Origin of the sequence: Microbacterium sp. LWH3-1.2, assembly GCF_040675855.1 — a bacterium.
GTDB lineage: Bacteria > Actinomycetota > Actinomycetes > Actinomycetales > Microbacteriaceae > Microbacterium.
The window spans coordinates 3,303,874-3,328,644 of record NZ_JBEGIK010000001.1 but is presented as its reverse complement, the minus strand read 5'-3'; the positions used below and the strand labels follow the sequence as shown (position 1 = coordinate 3,328,644).

20 protein-coding genes are annotated in these 24,771 nt (G+C 70.8%); 12 read left to right on the top strand and 8 right to left on the bottom strand.

Annotation, left to right across the window (positions count from 1 at the left end; translation table 11 throughout):
* Positions 1–5: 5 nt before the first annotated feature.
* Complete coding sequence (locus tag MRBLWH3_RS15550) at positions 6–1,589, bottom strand: dolichyl-phosphate-mannose--protein mannosyltransferase (protein ID WP_363433747.1); 1,584 nt, start codon at positions 1,587–1,589, stop codon at positions 6–8.
* 23 nt (positions 1,590–1,612) lie between these two features.
* Between MRBLWH3_RS15550 and rsmI the strand changes: the two genes are divergently transcribed.
* From rsmI to MRBLWH3_RS15530, 4 genes are all read left to right on the top strand, one after another.
* A complete protein-coding gene (rsmI, locus tag MRBLWH3_RS15545; RefSeq protein WP_363433744.1) occupies positions 1,613–2,431 on the top strand; it encodes a 16S rRNA (cytidine(1402)-2'-O)-methyltransferase in 819 nt (272 codons plus the stop codon).
* Positions 2,432–2,568: 137 nt separating this feature from the next.
* Complete coding sequence (gene metG / locus MRBLWH3_RS15540; RefSeq protein WP_363433741.1) at positions 2,569–4,149, top strand: methionine--tRNA ligase; 1,581 nt, start codon at positions 2,569–2,571, stop codon at positions 4,147–4,149.
* Complete coding sequence (locus MRBLWH3_RS15535; RefSeq protein WP_363433739.1) at positions 4,149–5,060, top strand: TatD family hydrolase; 912 nt, start codon at positions 4,149–4,151, stop codon at positions 5,058–5,060. The genes metG and MRBLWH3_RS15535 overlap by 1 nt, the downstream gene beginning before the upstream one ends.
* A 10-nt stretch (positions 5,061–5,070) precedes the next feature.
* Complete coding sequence (locus MRBLWH3_RS15530; RefSeq protein WP_363433736.1) at positions 5,071–5,601, top strand: NUDIX hydrolase; 531 nt, start codon at positions 5,071–5,073, stop codon at positions 5,599–5,601.
* Between the two features lie 13 nt (positions 5,602–5,614).
* Here MRBLWH3_RS15530 and MRBLWH3_RS15525 read toward each other — a convergent pair whose 3' ends face one another.
* Together MRBLWH3_RS15525 and MRBLWH3_RS15520 are read right to left on the bottom strand one after the other, a co-directional pair.
* Positions 5,615–6,919 (bottom strand): MFS transporter, encoded by a 1,305-nt coding sequence (locus tag MRBLWH3_RS15525; protein ID WP_363433733.1) that lies wholly within the window; start codon positions 6,917–6,919, stop codon positions 5,615–5,617.
* Between the two features lie 89 nt (positions 6,920–7,008).
* Positions 7,009–8,472 carry a sugar porter family MFS transporter gene (locus tag MRBLWH3_RS15520; protein WP_363433731.1) on the bottom strand — a complete coding sequence of 488 codons (1,464 nt, stop codon included), beginning with the start codon at positions 8,470–8,472 and terminating at the stop codon, positions 7,009–7,011.
* Between the two features lie 92 nt (positions 8,473–8,564).
* Here MRBLWH3_RS15520 and rsmA point away from each other — a divergent pair, with 92 nt between their 5' ends.
* Positions 8,565–9,425, top strand: a complete 861-nt coding sequence (gene rsmA, locus MRBLWH3_RS15515; RefSeq protein WP_363433728.1) for a 16S rRNA (adenine(1518)-N(6)/adenine(1519)-N(6))-dimethyltransferase RsmA — start codon at positions 8,565–8,567, stop codon at positions 9,423–9,425.
* Between the two features lie 117 nt (positions 9,426–9,542).
* Positions 9,543–10,463 (top strand): phosphodiesterase, encoded by a 921-nt coding sequence (locus tag MRBLWH3_RS15510; protein ID WP_363433726.1) that lies wholly within the window; start codon positions 9,543–9,545, stop codon positions 10,461–10,463.
* Here the strand turns inward: MRBLWH3_RS15510 and MRBLWH3_RS15505 are convergent.
* A complete protein-coding gene (locus MRBLWH3_RS15505; RefSeq protein ID WP_363433723.1) occupies positions 10,411–11,997 on the bottom strand; it encodes a stealth conserved region 3 domain-containing protein in 1,587 nt (528 codons plus the stop codon). The two genes, MRBLWH3_RS15510 and MRBLWH3_RS15505, sit on opposite strands and share 53 nt — an antisense overlap.
* Before the next feature lie 170 nt (positions 11,998–12,167).
* Here MRBLWH3_RS15505 and MRBLWH3_RS15500 point away from each other — a divergent pair, with 170 nt between their 5' ends.
* The 6 genes from MRBLWH3_RS15500 to MRBLWH3_RS15475 all read left to right on the top strand — a co-directional run bounded on the left by MRBLWH3_RS15500 (position 12,168) and on the right by MRBLWH3_RS15475 (position 19,406).
* Positions 12,168–13,235 (top strand): aldo/keto reductase, encoded by a 1,068-nt coding sequence (locus tag MRBLWH3_RS15500; protein ID WP_363433721.1) that lies wholly within the window; start codon positions 12,168–12,170, stop codon positions 13,233–13,235.
* The gene (locus tag MRBLWH3_RS15495) at positions 13,232–14,158 is read left to right on the top strand and encodes a 4-(cytidine 5'-diphospho)-2-C-methyl-D-erythritol kinase (protein ID WP_363433719.1); all 927 of its coding nucleotides are present in this window, start codon (positions 13,232–13,234) and stop codon (positions 14,156–14,158) included. The genes MRBLWH3_RS15500 and MRBLWH3_RS15495 overlap by 4 nt, the downstream gene beginning before the upstream one ends.
* Before the next feature lie 62 nt (positions 14,159–14,220).
* Positions 14,221–15,594, top strand: a complete 1,374-nt coding sequence (locus tag MRBLWH3_RS15490) for a GNAT family N-acetyltransferase (RefSeq protein ID WP_363433717.1) — start codon at positions 14,221–14,223, stop codon at positions 15,592–15,594.
* Between the two features lie 91 nt (positions 15,595–15,685).
* Positions 15,686–16,735, top strand: coding sequence for an iron ABC transporter substrate-binding protein (locus MRBLWH3_RS15485; RefSeq protein WP_363433715.1), 1,050 nt, complete (start codon positions 15,686–15,688; stop codon positions 16,733–16,735).
* Positions 16,736–16,812: 77 nt separating this feature from the next.
* Positions 16,813–18,288, top strand: coding sequence for an ABC transporter permease (locus MRBLWH3_RS15480; protein ID WP_363433713.1), 1,476 nt, complete (start codon positions 16,813–16,815; stop codon positions 18,286–18,288).
* Positions 18,285–19,406 (top strand): ABC transporter ATP-binding protein, encoded by a 1,122-nt coding sequence (locus tag MRBLWH3_RS15475; RefSeq protein ID WP_363433711.1) that lies wholly within the window; start codon positions 18,285–18,287, stop codon positions 19,404–19,406. Before MRBLWH3_RS15480 ends, MRBLWH3_RS15475 begins: the two co-directional genes overlap by 4 nt.
* Here MRBLWH3_RS15475 and MRBLWH3_RS15470 read toward each other — a convergent pair.
* From MRBLWH3_RS15470 to MRBLWH3_RS15455, 4 genes are all read right to left on the bottom strand, one after another.
* Positions 19,381–22,032, bottom strand: coding sequence for an AMP-binding protein (locus MRBLWH3_RS15470; RefSeq protein WP_363433708.1), 2,652 nt, complete (start codon positions 22,030–22,032; stop codon positions 19,381–19,383). The genes MRBLWH3_RS15475 and MRBLWH3_RS15470 overlap by 26 nt on opposite strands.
* A 121-nt stretch (positions 22,033–22,153) precedes the next feature.
* Positions 22,154–22,315, bottom strand: coding sequence for a hypothetical protein (locus tag MRBLWH3_RS15465; RefSeq protein ID WP_363433705.1), 162 nt, complete (start codon positions 22,313–22,315; stop codon positions 22,154–22,156).
* 41 nt (positions 22,316–22,356) lie between these two features.
* Positions 22,357–22,647 carry a metal-sensitive transcriptional regulator gene (locus MRBLWH3_RS15460; RefSeq protein ID WP_363433702.1) on the bottom strand — a complete coding sequence of 97 codons (291 nt, stop codon included), beginning with the start codon at positions 22,645–22,647 and terminating at the stop codon, positions 22,357–22,359.
* Complete coding sequence (locus MRBLWH3_RS15455; protein ID WP_363433700.1) at positions 22,644–24,329, bottom strand: FAD-dependent oxidoreductase; 1,686 nt, start codon at positions 24,327–24,329, stop codon at positions 22,644–22,646. The genes MRBLWH3_RS15460 and MRBLWH3_RS15455 overlap by 4 nt, the downstream gene beginning before the upstream one ends.
* Positions 24,330–24,771: the final 442 nt, after the last annotated feature.

The following is a 24,771-nucleotide window of genomic DNA, read 5'->3' as shown; positions in this document are numbered from 1 at the left end:
CGGGATCACACCCAGCTGTTCAGCCACATGTGCAGGTGCCAGAAGTCGTAGGGCACGTTGATCGCCGAGATCACCGGGTACCAGAAGACGGACAGCGCGAGCGCCACACCGAGGAACACGAGCACCAGACGCTGCCCGGTCAGCCGGCGGTAGGTGTCGGCCGTCGGCGAGCCCGCGATGTCCTTGAGCGCGAACGTCAGCGCCAGGAGCATGAAGGGCAGGATCAGCACCGTGTAGAACTGGAAGATCGTGCGCTGGGGCAGGAACAGCCACGGCACGTAGGTGACCGCGACCCCGGTGAGAACGAGCGCGTAGCGCCAGTCGCGGACGACGACGAAGCGGTACGCGAGGTAGAGCACTGCGGCGACGCCGGCGTACCAGATGAGCGGGTTCGGCATCGTCGAGATCACGTCGACGCATCCGCTCGGGGCCGTGCAGCCGTTCACGCCCAGCGCATCCCGGTGAAAGTAGACGCCGGTGGGGCGCCACAGCAGCGGCCATTGCCACGCCGAGCTCGCGTAGGCGTGGCCGGAGATGATGCCCGCCGTCGATGCGTACATCGCGACGTGATAGAGCCAGAGGCTCTCGAGCGGATTGCTTCCGGCGTGACGGTCGTACCCCCCGTCGGTGACGAGCCAGCCGGTCCACGACGCCAGGTACACCAGCACCGCGACGGGGACGAACAGCACGAACGTGACGAGACCCTGGCGCACGGCATCCGTCGGCCAGAGCACCACCCCCGCGCGCCGGCGGGCGAGCGCGTCGGTCACCACGAAGTAGACGCCCAGGCCCGCCAGCACCCAGGCGCCCGACCATTTCACCGCGGTCGCCGCGCCCAGCGCCGCGCCGGCCGCGATGAGCCACGGCCGGTTCCACAGGACGGGTCCCCAGGAGGGCGGCGCGTCGCCGTCGTAGCGGGCGGCGACGGTCTCGGCGATGCGGGTCATCGTGCGCTCGCGATCGCGCAGCACGAACAGGAAGGCGAGCAGGACGAAGAAGGTCAGCGAGGTGTCGAGCAGCGCGACGCGGCTCATCGAGATCGCCAGGCCGTCCACCGCCATCAGGAGCCCTGCGACGACCGCGAAGGTGGTCGACCTCGTCAGGCGCTTCGCGATGAGCATGAGCAGCAGCACCGACGCGATGCCGAGGAGTGCGGTCGTGATGCGCCAGCCCCACCCCGACTCGGGGCCGAGCACCATCATGCCCAGGGCGATGATCCACTTCCCGAGCGGGGGATGCACGACGAAGGCAGGGTTCGTGGTGAACACGTTCACGTCCCCTGAGAGGAAGCTCTCGTTGGCGTCGGCGGGCCAGGATGCCTCGTACCCGAGGTTGAGCATCGTCCAGGCGTCCTTGACGTAGTACGTCTCGTCGAACTGGTTCATCAGGTCGTGTGCCGCGGCGAGGTTCCACAGGCGCAGGATCGCGGCGATGACCAGGACGATCGCAGGGCCGAGCCACCGGTACAGCCGCCGAGCGCGCGCGTCCTGGCTCAGCCGGCGGGCGAAGCGGTCGTACAGACTCGGTCGTGCCGGAGGCAGGAGCGGCGCGGCGGGCTGATCGGCCTCGAGTCGCGGGGCATCCGTCACCCGGTCAAGCTTAGGCTGAGGGCGTGATCATCCTCGCGGCGACGCCCATCGGCAACCTGGGAGATGCCTCGAAGCGTCTCGTCGAGGCCCTCGGCGAAGCGACGATCGTCGCCGCCGAAGACACTCGCACGACCCAGCGCCTCTTGGCCGCTCTCGGCATCGCGAACCGGCCTCGTCTCATCGCGCTCCACGACCACAACGAGAAGGAGCGGGCGCCCGAGCTCGTGGAGCTCGCCCGCGAGCAGGACGTGCTCGTGCTGAGCGATGCCGGCATGCCCACCGTGAGCGACCCGGGCTACGGCCTCGTCGCGGCGGCCGCGGCGGCGGGGGTCGAGGTGACGGCGATCCCCGGCCCGAGCGCGGTCGTGACGGCGCTCGCGGTGTCGGGGCTGCCGACCGACCGCTTCACGTTCGAGGGCTTCGTTCCGCGCAAGGCGGGGGAGCGAGCCGCGGCCTTCCGAGCGCTCAGCACGGAGCCGCGCACCATGGTCTTCTTCGAGGCGCCGTCGCGCGTCGCGGCGACGCTCGCCGATATGGCGGCCGCGTTCGGCGCCGACCGTCGCGGTGCGGTGTGCCGTGAGCTGACGAAGCTCCACGAGGAGGTGGCGCGTGGCGCGCTGGCCGAGCTCGCCGCGTGGGCCGAGGCCGGCGTCCGTGGCGAGCTCGTCATCGTCGTGGATGGCGCGCCCGCCCGCGGCGTCGCGTTCCCGGACGCGGTGACCCAGGTGCTCGAGCTGGTGCGCGGCGGTACGCGTCTGAAGGAGGCGGCGGCCGAAGTATCCGGCCTCACCGGGCACTCGAGCCGCGAGCTCTACCAGGCCGCACTCTCCGTCCGTGGGTAGCGGGTCCGGCGACCGTCACCTGGGCTCACTCCCGAAACACGGGGCCCGAATGTGACATTCGAGCACCTCGGCGGGTCCGGACGGCGGCGTCCGGTCATAGCGGCGGCCAGGGCATCCGCGCTGACTAGACTCGTCGGGTGACTTCCGGCCCCTCGTCCTTCTACATCACGACGCCGATCTACTATCCGAGCGACGTGCCCCACATCGGCCACGGCTACACCACCGTGGCGGTCGACACCCTCGCGCGCTGGCACCGCCAGGCGGGCGACGACACCTGGATGCTGACGGGTACCGACGAGCACGGCCAGAAGATGATGCGCGCGGCGTCGGCGAACGGCGTCACGCCGCAGGAGTGGGTCGACAAGCTCGTCACCGAGGCATGGTTCCCGCTGCTGGAGACACTGGACGTCGCCAACGACGACTTCATCCGCACGACGCAGCACCGCCACGAGGAGCGGGTGCAGCAGTTCGTCCAGGCGATCTACGACCGCGGGTACATCTACGCCGGCGAGTACGAGGCGCTCTACTGCGTGGGCTGCGAGGAGTTCAAGCCCGAAGCCGAGATCGTCGACGGCACGGGCGCGTTCGAGGGCCTGAAGGTCTGCGCGATCCACTCGAAGCCGCTCGAGCTGCTGCAGGAGAAGAACTACTTCTTCAAGCTGAGCGAGTTCCAGGACAAGCTCCTCGAGCTCTACTCGAGCGTCCCCGACTTCGTGCGCCCCGAGTCGGCCCGCAACGAGGTCGTGTCGTTCGTCAAGAACGGCCTGAAAGACCTTTCGATCTCGCGTTCGGCGTTCGACTGGGGCATCCCGCTCCCGTGGGACGAGTCGCACGTCATCTACGTATGGGTCGACGCCCTCCTCAACTACGCGACCGCGATCGGCTACGGCGAGGACCCCGTCGAGTTCGCCCGCCGCTGGCCGGCTTACCACATCGTCGGCAAGGACATTCTGCGCTTCCACGCCGTCATCTGGCCCGCGATGCTGATGGCCGCAGGACTCGAGGTGCCGCGCGGCGTCTTCGCGCACGGCTGGCTGCTCGTCGGCGGCGAGAAGATGTCGAAGTCGAAGCTCACCGGCATCGCGCCCACCGAGATCACCGACGTGTTCGGCTCGGACGCCTACCGCTTCTACTTCCTGTCGGCGATCGCGTTCGGCCAGGACGGCTCGTTCTCGTGGGAAGATCTCTCGGCCCGCTACCAGGCCGAGCTCGCGAACGGCTTCGGCAATCTCGCGTCGCGCACGACCGCGATGATCGAGCGGTACTTCGAGGGGATCGTGCCCGCGGCGGGCTCCTACACCGAGGCCGACCTGCGCATCCAGAAGACGGTGGCGGATGCTGCGGCCCACGCCGACGCCGCGATCGAGCGGTTCCGCATCGACGAGGCGATCCACGCCATCTGGACGATCGTCGACGCGCTGAACCTGTACATCACCGAGAACGAGCCGTGGGCGCTCGCCAAGGTCGACGCGCAGCGCGAGCGCCTGGGAACGGTGCTCTACACCGCCGCCGAGGGCTTGCGCGCCCTGGCGGTGCTCCTGTCGCCGGTGATGCCTGTCTCGACCGAGAAGCTCTGGATCGCGCTCGGCGCGGCGCAGTCGATCGGGCGCCTGCAGGATCAGCCGATCCGCGAGGCGGGCGACTGGGGCGTGCTTCGCCCGGGGACCTCGGTGAACGGCCTCGCACCGCTGTTCCCGCGCGTCGAGCAGTCGGTCTGATGGCGACACCCCCGGTGCCGTACCCCGCCGCGGGCTCCGACCCGTCGCAGTACGTCCGCTCCCGCGAGAAAGGCTCGCGCGACGTCACGTACCCGGCGGCGCCCGAGCCGCTCGCGGTGCCCGTGTACGACAACCACGCTCATCTCGAGATCGAGGACGGCGCCGGCCTGTCGCTCGACGAGCAGCTCGAGCGTGCCGGCGAGGTCGGTGTGATCGGCGTCGTGCAGGCCGGTGGCGACATCGACTCGAGCCGCTGGTCGGCGTGGGCGGCGGCCTCCCATCCCCGCGTCCTCGCGGCGGTGGCCATCCACCCGAACGAGGCGCCCGCGTACCAGGCGGCCGGGCGGCTTCCCGAGGCGATCGCGGTGATCGACGAGCTCGCCGCGCAGCCGCGCGTGCGCGCGATCGGCGAGACCGGCCTGGACTTCTTCCGCACCGACGAGGACGGCCGGCCCGCCCAGTTCGAGAGCTTCGAGGCGCACATCGCCCTCGCGAAGAAGCACGGCATCGCGATGCAGATCCACGACCGCGACGCGCACGACGCGGTGCTCGATACGCTCGAGCGCGTCGGAGCGCCCGATCGCACGGTCTTCCACTGCTTCTCGGGCGACGCCGACATGGCCCGCATCGCGGGCGCGCGGGGGTACTACCTCTCGTTCGCCGGCAACGTGACATTCAACAACGCGCAGAACCTCCGCGACGCGCTCGCGGTGATCCCGCGCGACCGGATCCTCGTCGAGACGGATGCCCCGTTCCTCACACCCACCCCGCACCGTGGCCGCCCGAACGCCCCGTACCTGATCCCGGTGACGGTGCGATACATGGCCGCCGAGCTCGGCGTCGGCGTCGACGAGCTGTGTGCGCAGATCGCGGCGAACACGCTCGAGGTCTACGGCGCGTTCGACGACTGAGCTGACGCGGGTGACTTCGGTGGACGACGAGCTGTGGGACCTGTTGGATGGCGCCGGCCTCCCCGTCGGCGGGACCCACCGCCGGGGCGACCCCGCCTTCCCGGATGGGCTGTTCCACATCGTGGCGTCGGTGTGCGTCGTGCGCGGCGACGGGCTCGTGCTGCTGACGCGGCGGGCCGCAGCCAAGGACTGGGGCCTCACCTGGGAGTTCCCGGCGGGAAGCGCGCTGACGGGTGAGTCGAGCGAGCAGGCGGCGGTGCGAGAGCTGCAGGAGGAGACCGGAGTCCAGGTCCGGACCTCGGACCTGCGACTCGTCGGCCGACTCATCGAGCGGACCGCACTGTTCGACGTCTACGTCGCGCAGGTGGTCGGCGATCCGATCCTCGCCCTCGACCCCGACGAGGTGTGCGAGAGCGCGTGGGTGCCCCTCGCCGAGGCGATGCGTCGCGGCGCAGCCGGCGAGATGGCGGGCCCCTGGACTCCCCGGCTGGCGCAGCTCGGAGACCGCCTGCACGAGCTGGTGAGCGCGCCGCGCGGCTGACCGTTCCGCAGGTTCAGTCGATCAGGGGGAGCCCACCCGCGCCGGGCTCGTCCTCGTCTGCGACCTGCTCCGCTTCTCGCGCGTCGATCACCGGCTTCGCGGCCGCGATGTGCGAGATCGAGCGCCACACCAGCACCAGCGTGATGAGTGAGCCGCCGAAGGCGAACCACCAGGGGGCGGTGAGTCCCCACACCTGGGCGAGGATCCCGCCGATGAACTGCCCGATCACGAGACCCCCGAAGACGCCGACCATGTTCACCGAGGCGATGCGGCCCTGAAGTTCCATCGGCACGAGGCGCTGGCGGACGGTCGTCGAGATGGTGCCCCATACGAACGCGTAGAGGCCGAAGCCGAACATGATCATGAAGGCCAGTGGGGGAGCGGTCGTGAGTGCGAACGAGAGGTGCATGAGCACTTCGAGCGAAAGGCACACCCGCATGAGCGTCGAGAACGACACGTGCTTCTCGAGCCAGCCGAAGCTGAAGATCGCGATGATGCCGCCGAGCGCCGCCGCCGTCGTGAGGGCACCATAGCCGACGGGGCCCATGCCCAGGTGCTCCGTGGCGTAGAGCACGAGCACACCCCAGGGTGCGGCCCACGTGACGTTGAAGACCAGGATGATGATGACGAGCGTGCGCACCGGTGCGTTGTGGCGCAGCCACTGCAGTCCCTCGCGGATGGCGTGCGCCTTCGTGCCGCGGTCCGTATCCGGGTGTTCGGGCACCGGCGTGCGCGCGATCCGGGAGATGAGCAGCACCGCCAGCGCCACGCACAGCACCTGCAGCACGAACGGCCAGAACGAGCCCACTGCGAAGAGGAAGGCGCCCAGCGGCGGCCCGGCGAGCTGGTTGGCGACGAGGTAGCCCGCCTGCATGCGGGCGTTGCCGATGCCGAGGTCGGCGGGCCTCACCAGCATCGGAAGCAGCGTGCTGCCGGCCGAATCGGCGAAGACCTCGGCCGTCCCATAGAGGAACGCCACGGCCAGCACCAGCCACACGGTGGCCTGTCCGGAGACGAGGAACGCGACGAGCACGGCGACGATCACCGCCCGCAGGCCGTTGGCGAGCATCACCAGGCGCCGCCGGTCGTGGTGGTCGGCGACGGCGCCCGCGAGGAGGCCGAACAGGAGCCACGGCAGGAACTGCATCATGGCGCCGGCCGCCACGAGGACCGGCGACGACGTGAGCGAGGCGATCAGCAGCGGCGCGGCGGCGAGCGCGATGCCGTCGCCGAGATTGCTCGTCCACGACGACGCGAGCAGCCAGCGAAAGTCGGTCCCGAGGCGACGTGGTGCGACCAGTTCCCCGAGCGAAGGCATCCCGCCATCCTACGAGCGGCGGCGGCGATACGACACTCGAGGAACGAGACCCCGGGGTTCACCGGGCTTCTCGTTCGTGCAATGTCGTCTCACCGCGTGGTCGGAGCGTCCTTCGCGTGGACGAACAGCGTCTCGGTCTGCTCGATGTCCATGCCCTTGGTCTCGGGCACCCGCCACGCGACGTAGAGGAACGACAGCGCCGCGAACACGGCGTACATGCCGTAGGTGAACGGGAGCGACCACGACGACATCGCGGGGAAAGAAATCGTGATCAGGAAGTTCGCGATCCACTGCGCGCCGGCTGCGACGCCGAGCGCCTTGCCGCGGATGCGGCTCGGGAAGATCTCTCCGAGCAGCACCCACACCAGCGGTCCCCACGACGCGCCGAAGCCCACGACGAACACGTTCGCCGCGATGAGTGCGATGGGCCCCCACGGTGCGGGCAGCACGACCGCCCCCTCGGCGTCCGTCGTGGAGAACATGAACGAGATGGCCATGAGCCCGAGCGACAGCGTCATCATGACGGAGCCGGTGAGCAGGATCGGCTTCCGTCCGACACGGTCCACCAGGAAGATCGCGATCAGGGTGACGAGCACGTTCGTGATCGAGGTCACGACGCTGATCGTGAACGAATCGCTCTCGTCGAAGCCGACCGACTGCCACAGGCTCGTCGAGTAGTAGAAGATCACATTGATGCCGACGAACTGCTGGAACACCGACAGGATGATGCCGACCCACACGATGCGCTGAAGCCCCAGCACCGGGCCGCGGATCGAGACGCCGGCGTTCTTGCGGTCGGTCTCGATCGCCGTCTGCAGCTCGCGGATCGTCTGGTCGAGGTCGGCGGGCGGGATCAGCCGCGCGAAGATCGCGCGGGCCTCCTCGACACGGCCCTTCGACAGCAGGTAGCGCGGCGACTCGGGCACGGTGAACGACAGGATGCCGTACACCGCCGAGGGGATCACGCCCACGAGGAACATCCATCGCCACGCTTCGAGCCCGAACCAGAGCACGCTGTCGGCACTGCCCGCGGCGTTCGCCAGCAGCGCGTCCGACAGGAGTGCCGCGAAGATGCCGATCGTGATCGCGAGCTGTTGCAGCGAGGCGAGCCCACCGCGGATCTGGCGCGGCGCGATCTCGGCGATGTACGCCGGGGCGACCACCGACGCGATGCCGATGCCGAGGCCGCCGACGACACGCCAGAGGGCGAGATCCCACGCCGAGAACGCGAGTCCGGCGCCGATCGAGCTGACGAAGAACATGATGGCGCCGAGGAACATCACCCGGAGGCGCCCCCATCGGTCCGACAGGTTGCCGGCGATGACGGCACCCACCGCGCAGCCGAGCAGTGCGATCGCGACGACGAATCCTGTGATGACGTCGTTGAGCGCGAAGTCCTTCGAGATCGAGTCGACGGCGCCGTTGATCACCGACGAGTCGAAGCCGAAGAGGAAACCGCCGACCGCTGCCGCGAGCGAGAGGCCGATCGCTCGTCGCCCGTAGGGACTGCGGAGGGAGAACGCGTCTGCGGGGATCGATCCGGTCGAGTGCATGCTGGTCACGCTAGCGTTCGGCCTTCGCCAGGGCGAGGGTATCCGCGGCTCGTCGCCGATGCGCCATCGTGGCGCTCGGTACAGTGGGGCCCATGCCCGTGACACTCCTCGGTGCGGCCGAGATCCGCGCGCTGGCCGCCGAACTCGACGTGACGCCGACCAAGAAGCTCGGGCAGAACTTCGTCGTCGACGCCAACACCGTCCGCAAGATCGTGCACGTCGCCGAGGTCGCACCGGGCGATCGCGTGGTCGAGGTGGGGCCCGGTCTCGGGTCGCTGACCCTCGCGATCCTCGAGGCCGACGCATCCGTCACCGCCGTCGAGATCGACCACCGCCTGGCCGAGCGGCTGCCCGCCACCGCGGCGAGGCACGGCGTCGCCGACGGCGCGCTCACGGTCGTGGACGCCGATGCGCTGCGGGTGACGGAGTTACCGGGTGATCCCTCGGTTCTCGTCGCCAACCTCCCCTACAACGTGAGCGTGCCGGTGCTGCTGCACTTCCTCGAGCACTTCCCCGCACTCGACCGCGGCGTCGTCATGGTGCAGGCCGAGGTGGGGGAGCGACTCGCCGCCCCTCCCGGGTCGAAGGTGTACGGGGCGCCCAGCGTCAAGGCCGCGTGGTATGGGCCGTGGCGGCTCGCCGGCACGGTGTCGCGCCAGGTCTTCTGGCCGGTCCCGAACGTGGACAGCGTGCTCGTCGGCTTCCATCGCGCCGCGGAGCCGCGGGGTGACGAGGAGCTGCGCAAGCGGACGTTCGCGATCGTGGATGCCGCGTTCCAGCAGCGGCGCAAGATGCTCCGGCAGGCGACGGCCGGCGTGCTCGGCGGATCGGCGGCCGCGGCATCCGTGATCCTGGAGAGCGCGGGGGTCGCGCCGACCGCACGCGGCGAGGACCTCTCGATCGAGGACTACGTGCGCATCGCGCAAGCCGCCGGGGGCGGCGCGGACAGCTGAAATTCAGCGGATCTTCACCGTGCCGTCGGGAAATGCATGAAACATGCCGGTAACATTCGAGGGTCCGTCGTCCGGTTCCACGGCACCTCGCCTCCCGGCGGACCGGAGTGACCCGACATGCGCACCGCCGAATACCCGGCCCCCGAACGCATCCTGCTGCATCTGAGCGACACGCACCTGCGCGCGCCCTCGACCCCGCGCCTCTTCGACGTCGTCGACGGCGCGAACCGGCTCGCCGAGACCGTCGGCGTGATCGAGTCCAGTGGCCTCCGTCCTGACGCGATCGTCGTCACCGGAGACCTCGCCGACCTCGGCGAACCCGGCGCGTACGCCGCGCTGCGCGGGCTCGTCGAGCCGCTCGCGGAGCGCATCGGCGCGCGGGTGCTGTGGGTGATGGGCAATCACGACGAGCGCGGGGCGTTCCGCGCGGGCCTCTATGGCGAGGCATCCGACGATCGACCCGTGGATCGGGTCGACGAGCTCGACGGCCTCCGAGTGATCACGCTCGACACCAGCGTCCCCGGCCACCACCACGGCGAGCTGAGCGATGAGCAGCTCATGTGGCTCGCCGGGGTGCTGGCCACGCCGGCACCCCTGGGCACGATCCTCGCGATGCACCACCCGCCCGTGCCCAGCGTGCTGCCGCTCGCGGCGAGCGTCGAGCTGCACGACCAGCGCCGGCTCGCGGGGGTGCTTCGCGGCACCGACGTGCGGGCCATCATCGCCGGCCACCTCCACTATTCGACGTTCGCGACGTTCGCGGGAATTCCGGTGTCGGTGGCGTCGTCGACCTGCTACGCCCAGGACCTCACGGTTCCCGTCGGCGGCACGCGTCCTCAGGACGGCGCGCAGGCGTTCAACATCGTGCACGTGTACGACGACACGGTCGTGCACTCGGTCGTCCCGGTCGACGCGCCTCGCGCACTCGAGCACATCGATGCCGAAGAGGCGCAGCGCCGACTCGGCGAGGCCGGCGTCGCGCCGTTCATCGCCGCGCGGAAGGATGCGCCGACCGCGCCGATTCCCGTGCTGCGCTGAGCTCGTCGCGCTCCCACGGCGCCCTCACCGGGAACATGCGCTCGAGCGCGATGCGGATCGCCCGCACACGGACCTCTTCGGGGACCTCGACCTCGCCGCCGTCGTTGAGGCAGAACATGTCGACGTCGCAGCGCTTCTCGAGCCGTTCCATCCGCCGCAGTCCCGCGGCCACCGTCGTCTGGACGTACCGGACGCGCGGGGAGCGCGTGGCGACAGCCCGCCCGGTGAGCAGCGCGTAGTAGTGGTAGAGGCTGTTGGTCACCGAGATGTCGGTCGCCGAGCGGAACCGGGATGCCGCGGTCCTCGCGAAATCGTCCGGGAAGGCCTGCTCGAGTTCAGCCATGACGCTGCGTCGCAGCGGGGCCGCGCAGTGCTCGAGGTCGCGCACGATCGTGCGTCCGAACCGCTCCCGCAGCAGCGCGCGGTTCACACGGAGGCCGTTGTCGTGCCCGCTCCGGTGGAGCGCGGGTTCGCCCCCGCCGATGCGCACCTCGCACTCGACGAACTTGGTGACCCCTCCGGGGGTGAAGAACATCTCGGGCTCGACGGCCCGCCCGAAGAACATGTCGTCGTTCGAGTAGAGGAAGTGCTCGGCGAGCCCCGGGATGCGATGCAGCTGCGCCTCGACGGCGTGCGAGTTGTGGGTGGGCAGGACAGACGGATCGGCGAAGAACTCCTCGCTGCGCACGATGGTCACCTTCGGGTGGTCGAGCAGCCACGCCGGAGCGGGAGAGTCTGTGGCGATGAAGATGCGCCGGATCCACGGGGCGTACATGTGGACGCTGCGCAGCGCGTAGCGGAGTTCGTCCACGTGACGGTAGCGCGCCGGGCCGTCATCGCCGTCGCCGACGACATACTCGGACAGCTGGGCCGCGCGCTGGCGCCGGAACTCGTTCGATGACCCGTCGACCCACGAGAAGACGATGTCGACGTCCTCCGTGACCTCGAGCGGCTGCGGGTCGAACATCCCCCTGATCGTGTGCCAGGTGCGCCCGTTGCGCTCGATCGTGTCGTACTCGACGTCCTCGGTGGCCGTGCGACGTCGCAGGACGGCGTTGTCGCGAGGCGCCTCGATCACGTCGTCCCCGAAGCGCCAGAACTCCAGGTGCACGCCCAGCGACGGCCCGTACCGGAGCGAACCGGAGCGGCTGAGACGCGGGCGATACACCCGCACCGCGGTGGGAGCGTCGGGAACATCCGCGGCGTCGCTCGCCAGCAGCGGCGCGAGGCCCTTGGCCTTGACGTACAGCGGCTCCCGCGTGCACACCGCGGCCAGCGCAGCCTGCACCGCCTCACGCTGGCGCACGTCGACGACCAATGCCGGCTCCGTGCGATCGTGCCGGACGAGGAGGAACTCCACGGCGGCGTCGTCGAGTGCGTCGGCGACGAGGAGCAGGTCGGTCTCGCGCGCGTCGTGGGGCGAGACGTCGTCGTGGACCAGATGCAGGATGCCCCGCTCGAGCACCACGTCGGCGCGCGCGACGAGCACGCTCCACGGGTCGGTGGCCGGGGGCAGCACAGACAGCAGGGTCATGCCGTCCTCCTTCTCGCTCGATGGTCGTGGGCGCTCGAACTACGCGGTGTCGCCACCATAGGGAGCGTCCGTTACGGCGACGTTTCGGATGTAGACCCTTGACAAAGGTGTCGCCGGTGTGCCGTGCCGCGCTTCCTGCGCGCAGGGGCCGACCTCGCTAGCCTGGACCGGTGACCGAAGACGCGCGCTATCTGTCCCGTGGAGGAGACCTCCACCGTCCCTACGCCGCCGCCGCCGACCGCTACGACGGCGCGGACTACCGCCGGGTGGGTGCCTCCGGGCTCACGCTGCCGCCCGTCTCGCTCGGGCTCTGGTGGAACTTCGGCGACAACATCCCGTTCGACAGTCAGCGGGCCCTGCTGCGCCACGCGTTCGACCGCGGCATCACCCACTTCGACCTGGCGAACAACTACGGCCCGCCCTACGGAAGCGCCGAGACGAACTTCGGCCGCATGATGCGCGAGGACTTCGCCCCGTACCGCGACGAGATCATCATCTCGTCCAAGGCCGGCTACGACATGTGGCACGGGCCCTACGGCAACGGCGGCCCGCGCAAGTACCTGATCTCGAGCGCCGAGCAGTCGCTGAAGCGCATGAGCGTCGACTACGTCGACATCTTCTATTCGCACCGCGTCGACCCCGACGTGCCGATCGAGGAGACCGTGGGCGCTCTCGACTCGCTGGTGCGGCAGGGCAAGGCCCTCTACGTCGGCATCTCGTCCTACAGCGCCGAGCGCACGGCGGTGGCAGCATCCGTCGCCCGCTCGCTCGGCACGCCGCTCGTGATCCACCAGCCGGCCTACTCGATCCTGAACCGCTGGGTGGAGGACGGCCTCACGCGCGTGCTCACGCAGGAGGGCATGGGGGCCATCGCGTTCACGCCGCTGGCGCAGGGGCTGCTCACCGACAAGTATCTCGGCGACGGCTCGGCCCAGCGCGCGCAGCAGCGCGGATCGCTGCCGAACGGCTCGCTGAGCGAGAAGGGGCTGTCGACCTTGCGGTCGCTCGACGTCATCGCGAAGGAGCGCGGGCAGACCCTCGCTCAGATGTCGATCCAGTGGGTGCTGCGCAATCCCGTGGTGGCGTCCGCGCTCATCGGCGCGTCGCGCCCGGCGCAGCTCGACGAGAACCTCAAGGCGCTCGAGGGGCCGGCCTTCACGATGGAGGAGGAGGAGCGCATCGACGCCCTGTCGGACGGCATCGACGTGGACCTCTGGGCGGAATCGGCGAACCGGTGAGCCAGGCGCTGGCCGCCGACGGCGTCCGCGTGCGGGCGCCGGGCAAGCTCAACCTCTTCTTCGAGGTCGGCGGCATGCAGGACGACGGCTACCACGAGGTGGCGTCGGCGTACCAGGCCGTGTCGCTGTACGAGGACGTGTGGGCATCGCCCTCCGACGAGTTCACGGTGTCGATCTCGGGCACCGTCGACGTGACGGGGGTTCCCGCCGATGACCGCAACCTCGCCGTGCGCGCCGCGCGGCTGGTCGCGCAGCGCATCGGCCACGCGGGGGGCGTGCACCTCGACATCGTGAAGCACGTGCCCGTCGCGGGCGGCATGGGCGGAGGATCAGCGGATGCTGCGGCCGCCCTCGTCGCCTGCGACGCGCTGTGGGGGGCCGAGCTGGGAACCGCGGAGCTGCACAAGCTCGCCGCGCGCCTCGGCGCCGACGTGCCCTTCGCGCTGATGGGCGGGACAGCCGTCGGCACCGGACGCGGCGATCAGCTGAGCCCGGCGCTCGCGAAGGGCCGCTTCGACTGGGTCGTGGTGCCGTCGGACGAGGGCCTGTCGACCCCGGAGGTGTACACGCACCTCGACGAGCTGCGCGCGCGGCCCGACATCGTGTCGGGTGCGCGCGTGCCGACGGTCGCGCCCGGCGTGCTGCACGCGCTGCGGGCAGCGGACCCGATCGCGCTCGCCGAGCACACGCGCAACGATCTGCAGGTCGCTGCCCTCTCGCTGCGCCCCGAGCTGCGCGAGGTGCTCGAACTCGGTGAGGAGTCCGGCGCCCTGGCGGGGATGGTGTCGGGGTCGGGTCCTACGCTGGCGTTCCTGACCATCGACCCCGAGTCGGCGCTCGAGCTGCAGATCACGCTGTCGGCCGCGGGCTACGAGGCGCTCCACGTGCACGGACCCGTTGCCGGCGCGCGCGTGGTGACCTGAAGCGGCCCAGGCGTCGGCCCGCACGACAACCTGAGCCCTCACGGGAGTGGAGAGGAAGATCCATGAGCACGCGCGAAACGACCTACGGCGGCGTCGGCGAGACCGAGCGCGCTGCCTTCCGCGCGGGTCCGGTCGACGAGGAGTCGGCGGGCCGGCTCGCTGCGAACGGACTGGACTACCGGCGCATCGCCGTCGACAGCGACGCGTACGTCGGCTGGCTGCAATCCGTCTCTCGCGGCTTCCAGGACGGGGAGCGCACCGCTGAGCAGATCGCCGCGTCACGCGAGCGCAGCGGCTACCGGCGACTCACCGGGGTGTTCGACCCCGAGTCTCCCCTGGACGCACCCGTGGCGACCATCGCGTCGTGGCTCGGCGAGCTCACGGTGCCCGGCGAGGCGATGATCCCCTCGTGCGCGATCTCCGCGGTCACGGTCGCTGCGACCCACCGGCGCAAGGGCGTCGCGCGCGCGATGCTCGAGGGGGAGCTGCGAGCGGCCCAGGCTGCAGGCATCCCGATGGCGATGCTCACGGTGAGCGAATCGCCGCTGTACGGGCGCTATGGGTTCGCGCCCGCTGCGGCGGGCACCTCGTGGCGGATCGAGACCAAGCGGGCCGGCTGGATCGGCCCGCAGCCCACCGGGCGGATCGACTTCATCAGCCGCGAGCGGGTGCGCGAGCTGATGCCGGCTCTCCACGAGCGGGTGCGGCACCACCGCCCGGGCGAGATCGAGGTGCCGGGCAGTCACTGGGACGGGTTCGCCGGCACAAACCCGGCGGCCGAGAAGACCGCCGAGAAGCGCGCGGTGCAGTATTCCGACGCTGCGGGCGACGTGCGCGGGGTCGCGGTGTATGCGGTCCGCGAGAACCACGACGACGTCACGAAGGCGACCGTATCGGTCCACTACCTGCTGGCCGAGACCGACGACGCGTACGCAGCGCTGTGGCGGTTCCTGCTCGAGCTCGACCTGGTGGCCGAGGTGCACGCGGGCGAGCTGTCGGTCGACGAGCCGCTGCTGTGGATGATCGCCGACCAGCGCGCGGCCAAGGTCAGCGTGCGCGACCACCAGTACGTGCGGATCATCGACGTCGTCGCCGCGCTCGAGACCCGCCGCTACGGCGGGCCGGGCACGCTGGTGCTCGACGTCTCCGACCCGCTCGGCATCGCCGCCGGCCGCTACCTGCTCCAGACCGACGAGCGCGGCGCCGCGCGCGTGAGGAGTCTCGGCGAGGGCGAATCGGTCGCTGCGGCGACGGTCACGCTCGGCGTCGCCGAATTGTCGGCGACGTACCTCGGCGGCGTGTCGCTCGCGACGCTCGCCGCAGCAGGACGCGTGACGGTGACGGATGCCTCGGCCGAGGCATCCGTCGACGCGCTCGCTATGGCGACTCGCGTTCTCGGCTGGCACACGGCGCCGCGCCTGAGCATCTGGTACTGAGAGCGTCGGCGCTCGAGGGGCGGAACCGGACGAAACACGGCGATCAAGTGCTTTAGGCTAGCCTTACCTGTCTGTCTTCGAGGGGTTCCCCATGCCTTCACGCCTCCCGTCTTCCGCGCGCCTGCGCCGCTTCCTCGTCGTGCCGGTGGCGCTCGCGGGCCTCGCCCTGGCCGGCTGTGCCGGCGGCGCCGGCGGCGATGACGCCTCCGATCCGGACGCCCTCGTCGTCTACAACGCCCAGCACGAGCAGCTCACCGAGGAGTGGGCCGACGCGTTCACCGCCGAGACCGGCATCGACGTCGTTCTCCGCAACGGCGATGACAGCGAACTGGCCAATCAGCTCGTCCAGGAGGGGAAGGCCTCCAAGGCCGACGTGTTCCTCACCGAGAACTCGCCGGCGATGTCGCTGGTCGAAGGTGCGGACCTCTTCGCCCCGGTGGCCCCGTCCGCCCTGGCGCTCGTTCCCGAGCAGTTCCGTCCGGCCTCCGGCCTCTGGACGGGGATCGCGGCACGCTCGACCGTGCTGGTCTACAACCCCGAGCTGATCTCCGAGAGCGAGCTTCCGGCATCCCTTCTGGATCTCGCCGACGCGCAGTGGACGGGGAAGTGGGGTGCCGCGCCGGCGAAGGCCGACTTCCAGGCGATCGTGTCTGCCGTGCTCGCGACCCAGGGTGAGGACGGCGCGCGCGACTGGCTGGACGGCATGGCCGAGAACGCGGTCGAGTACCGCAACAACATCGTCACCATGAAGGCGGTCAACGCCGGCGAGGTGCCGATGGGCATCATCTACCACTACTACTGGTTCCGCGATCAGGACGCCGCAGCCGAAGACAGCGCCGGCACGAAGCTGCACTACTTCGGCAACCAGGATCCGGGTGCTTTCGTCAGCATCTCGGGCGGCGGTGTCCTGAAGAACGCGCCCCACGCCGATGAGGCGCAGCAGTTCCTCGCGTTCATCGCGGGGGAGCAGGGACAGAAGATCCTCGGCGAGGGATACAGCTTCGAATATCCCGTCGCCTCCGATGTCGCGGCCAAGCCCGAACTGCCCCCGCTCGCCGAGCTCGACGCACCCGTGATCGACCCGTCCACGCTCAATGGGCCCGCGGTCATCGAACTCATGACGGAAGCCGGACTCCTCTGACCCAGCTCCAGACACGAACACCCGCGCGCGACACGACCGAGAGGCGTCCGCCCGCCGGGCTGGTCGTCGTCGTCGCGGTGCTGGCTCTCGGCGCGCTGATCCCGATCGGCTACGTCGTCCAGGCGGCGTTCTCGATGGGGTGGGACCAGCTGTCGGCCCTCGTGTTCCGGCCGAAGGTCGCTGAGCTGCTCGTCAACACGGTGCTGCTGGTGGCGATCGGCGTGCCCGCGACCGTCGTCCTCGGGGTGGGCGGCGCCTGGCTCGTCGAGCGCACGACGCTCCCGGGCCGCGGCGTCTTCAAGGTCGCCCTCGCCGCCCCGCTCGCGATCCCCGCGTTCGTCGCGAGTTACGGCTGGGCCAGTGCGATCCCGTCGCTGAGCGGCCTGTGGGCAGCGGTGCTGGTCGCGACGCTGGCGTACTTCCCGCTGGTGTACCTGCCCGCCCTCGCAGCGATCAGGGGTCTGGATCCCGCGCTGGAGGAATCGGCGCGCTCCCTCGGCATGGGTTCGTGGGCGGTGTTCTTCCGGGTCGTCGCGCCGCAGCTGCGGCTGGCGGTGCTCGGCGGGGCGCTCGTGGTCGCCCTTCACCTGCTGGCCGAGTACGGCGCCTTCGCCTTCCTGCGCTTCGACACGTTCACCACGGCCATCGTCGTCGCGTACGAGAGCATGTTCGCCGGCCCCAACGCGGCCGCGCTCGGGCTGGTGCTCGCCCTGCTGTGCCTGATCCTCCTCGGCGCGGAGTCGGCCGCCCGCGGCCGCGCCCACTACGCCCGTGTCGGCGGCGGTGCTCCGCATCCGGCCGAGACCCTGGGCCTCGGCCGCCTGACGGTGCCGGCGTTCACCGCAGTGGCCGCGGTGCTGGCAGGTGCTCTCGTGGTGCCGCTGACGAGCGTCGTCCGGTGGCTCATGAGAACGGATGCCACGGCTGTCGGCGACGTCGGCCTGGCGGCGCTCCAGACGCTCGGCCTCGCGCTTGCAGGTGCGGTGTGCACGATCGCTGTCGCCCTGCCGTTCGCGTGGCTGGCGGTGCGCTACCCGGGACGGGTCTCACGACTGCTCGAGGGCGCCGCATATCTGGCCAGCAGCCTCCCGGCGATCATCGTCGCGCTCTCGTTCGTGGCGGTCACCCTCGCCTTCGCGCCGTCGCTCTACCAGACGGCGTTCACCGTGGTCGCGGCATACGTCGTGATCTTCCTGCCGCGGGCCCTCGTGCCGCTGCGCGCCGGACTCTCGCAGGTGCCGGAATCCCTCGAGGAGGCCGCGCGCGCTCTCGCGGTGCCTCCTGCCGCCGCGCGGCTGCGGGTCACCGTGCCGCTGCTGCTCCCGGCGATCGGCGCTGGTGCCGCCCTGGTGGCGCTCGGCGCGGCCAACGAACTCACCGCCACGCTGCTGCTCGCCCCGACCGGCACGAGCACGGTGGCCACGAGCTTCTGGTCGGCGGCGTCCGCCCTCGACTACCCGACGGCCGCACCCTACGCGGTGCTTCTGGTGCTTCTGTCGGTGCCCGCGGTCGCACTCATGTTCGCGCATGCGGCAGGGAGGACTCTCAGATGACGCTTCGGCTGGAGGGCGTGTCGAAGGCGTACGGCGGCACGGAGGTGCTGCGCGACGTGTCGCTCGATGTTCCGCGAGGCACTCGCCTCGCACTCGTCGGCGCCTCGGGAAGCGGCAAGACCACGCTGCTGCGCCTGGTCGCGGGATTCGTCGACCCTGACGCCGGCGTGATCAGCCTGGGCGGCCGCGAGCTGTCGGGGCATGGCAGAACGGTGCCCACCCACCGGCGGGGCATCGGCTATGTCGCGCAGGACGGCGCGCTGTTCCCGCATCTGTCGGTGGCCCGCAACATCGCCTTCGGGCTGCCGCGCGGACCCGGTCGTGCCGAGCGCGTGCGCGAACTGCTCGAGCTGGCGTCGCTGCACCCGGACCTCGCCGCCCGGATGCCGCACGAGCTGTCCGGCGGTCAGCAGCAGCGGGTGGCCCTGGCGCGCGCGCTCGCCCAGAATCCCACGGTGATCCTGCTCGACGAGCCGTTCAGCGCGCTCGACACGGGCTTGCGGTCGGCGACACGCGATGCCGTGATCGATGTCCTGGAGCGCAGCGGCGTCACCGCCGTGCTGGTGACCCACGATCAGCCTGAGGCCCTGTCGTTCGGGCACCAGGTCGGTGTGCTCGTCGGCGGTCGCCTGGTGCAGTCCGGCGACCCGATGGCGGTGTACGACGCGCCCATCGACGCGAGCGTGGCGCTGTTCCTCGGCGATGCGCTCGTGGTTCCCGCGCGCTCGGACGCGGACGGTGTCGAGTGCGGATTCGGCCGGCTGACCGTGCGGCACGATCTGTCGGGCGGAGCCGCGCGGGTGCGGGCCATGGTGCGCCCGGAACAGCTGCGCGTGGCCGCGGCGGCGCACGGGGCGGCCGCCACGCTGGCCTCGGTGGCCAACGGCACCGTCGTCGCGGTGCGTCCCGCCGGATCGACAGCCGACCTGCGTCTCCGCGTCGGCACGGGGGAGTTGGAGGCAGAGCTCATGTACCGCGTGCCGCAGCACCGGGCGGCCGCGTTCGCGCCGGGCACGGCCGTGCGCGTGATCGTCGAGGGCGGAGTCGTGCTCTACGCCGCGGCGGGTGAGACCGCGACGACGGGAAGCGTCGTCACGCGCGGCGCAGCCGCAGGCTGAGCGGCGCCGTCGCGCGGCCCAGCCGCGCCCACCCGGCCGCAACACCGGCGCAGGCCCTGACATAGAGCCGGTAGGCGATCACGCCGACGACGAACGACAGCAGCGTGCCGAGCCACGGTGCGCTCTGCTCGAACGGCGGATACACCTGCCAGTGCGTGAGGTAGACGAACAGGGATGCACCGGCCACCGTCACGAGGAGGGGCGCCGCGATGCGGGGGAGCGGGATGGCCCCGACCCATACCAGGGTGAGGATCCCGCCTGCCACGATCGCCTCGCGCCACGGCTCGCCGAAGAATCCGAAGGTCGCTGCGACCGTCACCGCGGACACGAGGATCCGACGGGCGGTCGTGTCCGCGCGTGCCACGAGCCACCCGAGGGCCACCAGCCACAGGACGACGGGTGCGGAGTACCGCTCCACGTACTCGGCAGTGGGCCCAGCGATCGCGAAGCGGGCGGCGAGCGCGACGGCGAGCGCCACCAGAGCGAACCCGAACGGCGCCCGGCGCTCGAGTCGTTCCACGCGGCGCACGGCGAGGAGCGCCGCCGCGCCTGCGAACGTCCAGAGCATCGCCTCGAGGAACCAGAACTGCCATTGCTCGTTCCACCGGCCGTCGCCGGGGGCGAAGTTGTTCACGAGCGCCACGGTCGTCGGCGCGTACTGGCCGGTGACGAGCGCCACCGCGCCGATCCACAGCACCGCCGGCACCGCGAGCTGGGCGGCGCTGCGCCCGAGGCGCCGCAGGCGCGCGGTGCCCGCAACGGGCGCCAGCTGGAATCTCGCGAGGTTGTAGCCGGCGACGGCGAGGAGGAGGTGCGCACCGCCCTTCAGCGAGAAGAGATCGGCGTGAGTCGCGACGATGAGGAAGATCGCCGCCGCCCGCAGCACGACCGGCGTCTCGAGGCGCGTCCACGAGAGCCGGCGACGCCTGGGCCGCAGGGTCGACGCCGCCGCGGCAACCGCGCGAGCGGCATCCGATTCCGTGTTCGCGACCGGGGATTGCGGGGGTGGAGCGGATGCCGCCAACTCGCGCGGGGTGCGCGTCGGCCAGTCCCGGGGGAGCGTGCCGACCATGTCCTCGAGTCGCAGCGAGAGCTCGACGTAGCTCAGCGAGTCGCCACCGAGTCCCGCGAACGTGTCGTCGATGCCCGCGTCGGGCTCACCGAGAAGCGTCGCATACAAGTCGCGCACGATCTCGGCCGTGACGACGGCCGGAGCCGTCGGCCGGAGGGCGGCCGCGCTGTGGTCGTGCGCGGCGGCGAAGCGCACCAGGGTCGTGTAGTCGCGCTTGCCGTTCGAGGTCCGCGGGAACTCGGTCACCGCGTAGGCGCCGATCACCCGCGCCGGCACGCCGGTGAGTGACGCGGCGCGCTCGCGCGCACGGGCGGCCGCGCGCTCGGAGGTCGCGAAAAGCAGCAGCCGTTCGTCGGAGCTCGCGGCGCGCACCTCGATCCCCTCGTCGGCGAGGAGGTGCTCGACGCGGTCGAGGTCGAGACGCAGGCCGAACACCTTCACGAAGCGGTTCATGCGGCCGACGATCTCGTACAGGCCGTCGGTGCGCAGCCTCGCCACGTCTCCGGTGCGCAGCTCCGTCACGGTGCTCCCGAGCGGGAAGTCCTCGGGCCCGTGGGCGTACCCCATCATGACGTTCGGGCCCTCGTACACGAGCTCGCCGGACTCGGCGCCGTCGACGGCGTCGATGCGGAAAGCACCGCCGGGGATGGGGCGGCCGATGGCGCCGGCGTGCGTCAGCGCGAGGTCGGGCGGGAGGTAGGCCATGCGTGCGGTGGCCTCGGTCTGCCCGTACATCACGAAGAGCTCGAAGCCGCTTTCCCGCCCGAGGTGCGCGAACCGTCGCACGGCGTCGGGGGTCATCCGGCCACCCGCCTGCGTGAGGTAGCGCAGCGACGGCAGGTCGGCACCGTCGAAGCCCCTCGCCTCCAGCAGCTCGAACGTGTACGGGACGCCGGCGAACGAGGTGACGGCGTGGGCGCGGGCCCGCGTCCAGAACTCCTCGTCGGCGACGGAGCGCTCGGTGAGCAGCAGGCTCGCCCCGGTCAGCAGGTGGCTGTTGATCACCGACAGTCCGTAGCAGTACTGCAGCGGCAGCGTGGTCGCGGCTCGGTCGCTCGGCGTCAGCCGGAGGTACTCGGCGATCGCCGCCGCGTTGCTGCGGACGTTCTCGACCGACAGACGCACGAGCTTGGGCGAGCCGGTGGAGCCCGAGGTGCTCGAGAGGACGGCGAGATCGGGATGGAAGTCGTGGCGGCTCCCGGGGCGGCGCTCGTCGAGCGTCCAGCCCGAGGCTCCCTCGTGGGCGATGACGTCGGGATCGAACCGTGCGATCAGCGACGCGCGGTGCGCGCGCGCGGCCTCGTCCTCTTCGCCCGACACGAGGAGCACCGGGTGCCCGCCCTCGAGTGCGGCCAGGTAGGTCACGATCGGCTCCACGGCGTTGCCCGCCGCAATCATCACGAGCCGTCGTACGCCGCCGAGTTCGTCCCGGCGCCGCATCACCCGATCGCGCAGCTCCGCGTAGTCGAGCCGCATGCCGTCGGCGATCAGCGCAGTGTGGTCGGGATCCCCTCCGAGGATGGACAGGCCGAGGGCGGGCGCGATCGCGGTCATAGAGTCGGGGGCTTTCTCCGGACGCGCCGGTGCGGGGAGAGTCGCCGGCGCGGGTGCAAGGTATGGCTAGCCTAACCTGTCCGGTTCGCGACGCCGAACTGTGACGGCGGATGACGCCCGCTCAGCGACCCCGCAACGCCGCGAAGAAGCCGCGCCGCGGCGCGGGCTCGTGTCCCTGGCACCGCTGCGTCTGCGACACGCCGGCGAGCGCCTGCTCGACGTGCTGGCCGCACCCGGCCCAGGTGGCCTTGCCGCACGTGGTGCACGTGACCCTGCTGCACATGGAGGTCGTTCCTTTCGATTCGGATGATCCCGCGACCGGCGTCAGGCCAGGGCGAGGAAGAGCTTTTCGAGTTCGTCGGTGGTGAGGCCCTCGGCCTCGGCAGCGCCGTCGGGGTCGACGACGCAGTCGCGCATCGCTGCCGACACGATGGCGAAGCCCGCGCGATCCAGCGCGCTGGTGACGGCCGCGAGCTGCGTGACGACGTCGCGGCAGGAGGCATCCGATTCGACCGCCGCGATGACGCCGGCCAGCTGGCCGTGCGCGCGCTTGAGTCGATTGGCGATGCGCTTTCGGGTGGCGGCCTGCTCTTCGGGGGTGCCGGTGATCATCATGCGTGGGCTCCTTCGCGGGTGAGGGTCCGGTCGATGCGGGCACCGTACCAGTGCTCGAGGGTCTGGATGCCGCCCGAGAGCGACGCCGAGTCGAAGCCGTTGTTCGCGAGGACGCGGTGGGCGATGTTCGAGCGGACGCCGGCCGCGCACAGCACGCGCACGGGCCGGCCGTCGGCCGCGTCTCGTACCTCGCCGAGCCGTTCGCGCAGCTGAGTGTGCGGAATGTTCAGCGAATCCGGGATATGTCCGGTTGCGAACTCCGCCGCCGACCGGACGTCGAGCACGAGAGCCTCTGCGCGGACGTCGTCGAGATCGGCGGCGTACCAGAGCCGGAGCCGTCCGGCGAGCACGTTCTCGGCGACCATGCCGACGAGGTTGACCGCGTCCTTGGCCTGTCCGTAGGGCGGTGCGTAACTGAGGTCGAGATCGATGAGATCGGATGCTGCCAGCCCGGAACGCATCGCGGTGGCGATGACGTCGATCCGCTTGTCGACACCGTCGGCGCCGACCGCCTGCGCGCCCAGGAGCCGGCCGCCCTCGGCGCCGACGTGGACGACGAGGTGCAGCGCTGTGGCCCCGGGGAAGTAGCCGGCGTGCTGGTTGGGGTGCAGATGGAGCGTGCGATATGCGATGCCGGCGGCGTCCAGCGCGGCACGGTTCGCGCCCGTGAGACCGACGGTGAGGCCGCCGACGCGCACGATCGCCGTGCCGAACGGTGCCGGGATCGGGCGTGCGCCGGCGATGCCGAAGATGTCGTCGGCGACGAGGCGGCCCGCGCGGTTGGCCGGGCCGGCGAGGGCGACGGGGGTGACTGCGCCGGTCACGGCGGAGGGGCTCGCGGTGGCATCGCCCGCGGCCCAGACGCCGGGGGCCGAGGTGCGACCGCGCTCGTCGACGAGGATGGCGCCGCGTGTCGTCTCGAGGCCTGCGTCGCGCGCGAATCCGGTGTCGGGGGCGACGCCCACCGACAGCACGACGAGGTCAGCGCCGATCGCCGTGCCGTCGTCGAGGAGGACGGTGTCGACCTCGGGGCGGTTCTCGATGCGCACTGCGGAGACCCCGTCGTGGACACGGATGCCGAGCCCCGCGAGTTCGCCGCGCACGAGGGTCGCCAGCTCCTGTTCGAGAGGCGGCAGCACATGATCGGCCCGTTCGACCAGGTGGACCTCCAGGCCGGCCGCGCGGAGCGCCTCAGCCGCCTCCAGGCCGATGAACCCGGCGCCCAGCACCACGGCGCGGCGATCGCCGCCGGTCACCCGCTCGCGCAGGGCGACGGCATCCGACACGGTGCGCAGCGTGTGCACGCGTGTCGAATCGATGCCGGGGATCGGCGGTCGCAGCGCGGCCGCACCGGGCGCGAGCACGAGAGCGTCGTACGACAGCGTCACGAGGCCGTCCGGCGACTGGGCGGTGACGGTGCGCGCATCCACGTCGAGCGAGAGCACCTCATGGCGCGTGCGCACGTCGAGGTTGAGCGCCGCGCGCAGTGACGCGGGCGTGTGGAGGAGGAGCGAGGACGCCTTCTCGATCTCACCGCTGACGTGATAGGGCAGGCCGCAGTTGGCGAACGACACCTCCTTGCCGCGTTCGAGCACGACGATCTCGGCCGATTCGTCGTGACGGCGCGCGCGTGCCGCCGCACTCATCCCCGCAGCGACTCCACCGACGATCACGATCCGCATGACATCTCCTTCTCGATACCCCTAGGGGTATAACTCTTAGGTGATCGAGGATACCCTAGGGGGTATCGAACGCGAAATCGTGGAGAGCGGTCCTGGCCGCGCACGGTTTGGTCGATAGGTAGATGCATCATGAATCTTCCAGACGCCCTTGCCGCTCTCCGTGCCCTCGACCTTCCAACGCCCCGAATCCGGTACCTGGCCGCGCAGGTCGTTGCCGACCCTGACCGGGCTCACATCATCGTGCGGTCGGCGCGGGTAGAAGCTCTGCGCGTCGCTCAAGAGCGTGACGCCGCCGCACGTGCCGATTTCGCCCAGCGTGCCGCATATGCCGCCAGGGAGGCGCAGAGGCCCGCTGAGACGCCCGCAGAGCCCTCTAGGTGTGATGTCCAGGGACGTTGTTCCGGGGACGCGTCTCTGAGGTGCTGACGGCGAAGGCCTCCCC

Coding starts and splice junctions, on each gene's coding strand:
- MRBLWH3_RS15465 (WP_363433705.1), bottom strand. CDS start 22,315: ATGTGCAGCAGGGTCACGTGCACCACGTGCGGCAAGGCCACCTGGGCC.
- MRBLWH3_RS15510 (WP_363433726.1), top strand. CDS start 9,543: ATGCGCACCGCCGAATACCCGGCCCCCGAACGCATCCTGCTGCATCTG.
- MRBLWH3_RS15460 (WP_363433702.1), bottom strand. CDS start 22,647: ATGATGATCACCGGCACCCCCGAAGAGCAGGCCGCCACCCGAAAGCGC.
- MRBLWH3_RS15490 (WP_363433717.1), top strand. CDS start 14,221: ATGAGCACGCGCGAAACGACCTACGGCGGCGTCGGCGAGACCGAGCGC.
- MRBLWH3_RS15470 (WP_363433708.1), bottom strand. CDS start 22,032: ATGACCGCGATCGCGCCCGCCCTCGGCCTGTCCATCCTCGGAGGGGAT.
- MRBLWH3_RS15485 (WP_363433715.1), top strand. CDS start 15,686: ATGCCTTCACGCCTCCCGTCTTCCGCGCGCCTGCGCCGCTTCCTCGTC.
- MRBLWH3_RS15520 (WP_363433731.1), bottom strand. CDS start 8,472: ATGCACTCGACCGGATCGATCCCCGCAGACGCGTTCTCCCTCCGCAGT.
- rsmA (WP_363433728.1), top strand. CDS start 8,565: ATGCCCGTGACACTCCTCGGTGCGGCCGAGATCCGCGCGCTGGCCGCC.
- MRBLWH3_RS15525 (WP_363433733.1), bottom strand. CDS start 6,919: ATGCCTTCGCTCGGGGAACTGGTCGCACCACGTCGCCTCGGGACCGAC.
- MRBLWH3_RS15455 (WP_363433700.1), bottom strand. CDS start 24,329: ATGCGGATCGTGATCGTCGGTGGAGTCGCTGCGGGGATGAGTGCGGCG.
- MRBLWH3_RS15505 (WP_363433723.1), bottom strand. CDS start 11,997: ATGACCCTGCTGTCTGTGCTGCCCCCGGCCACCGACCCGTGGAGCGTG.
- MRBLWH3_RS15475 (WP_363433711.1), top strand. CDS start 18,285: ATGACGCTTCGGCTGGAGGGCGTGTCGAAGGCGTACGGCGGCACGGAG.
- MRBLWH3_RS15535 (WP_363433739.1), top strand. CDS start 4,149: ATGGCGACACCCCCGGTGCCGTACCCCGCCGCGGGCTCCGACCCGTCG.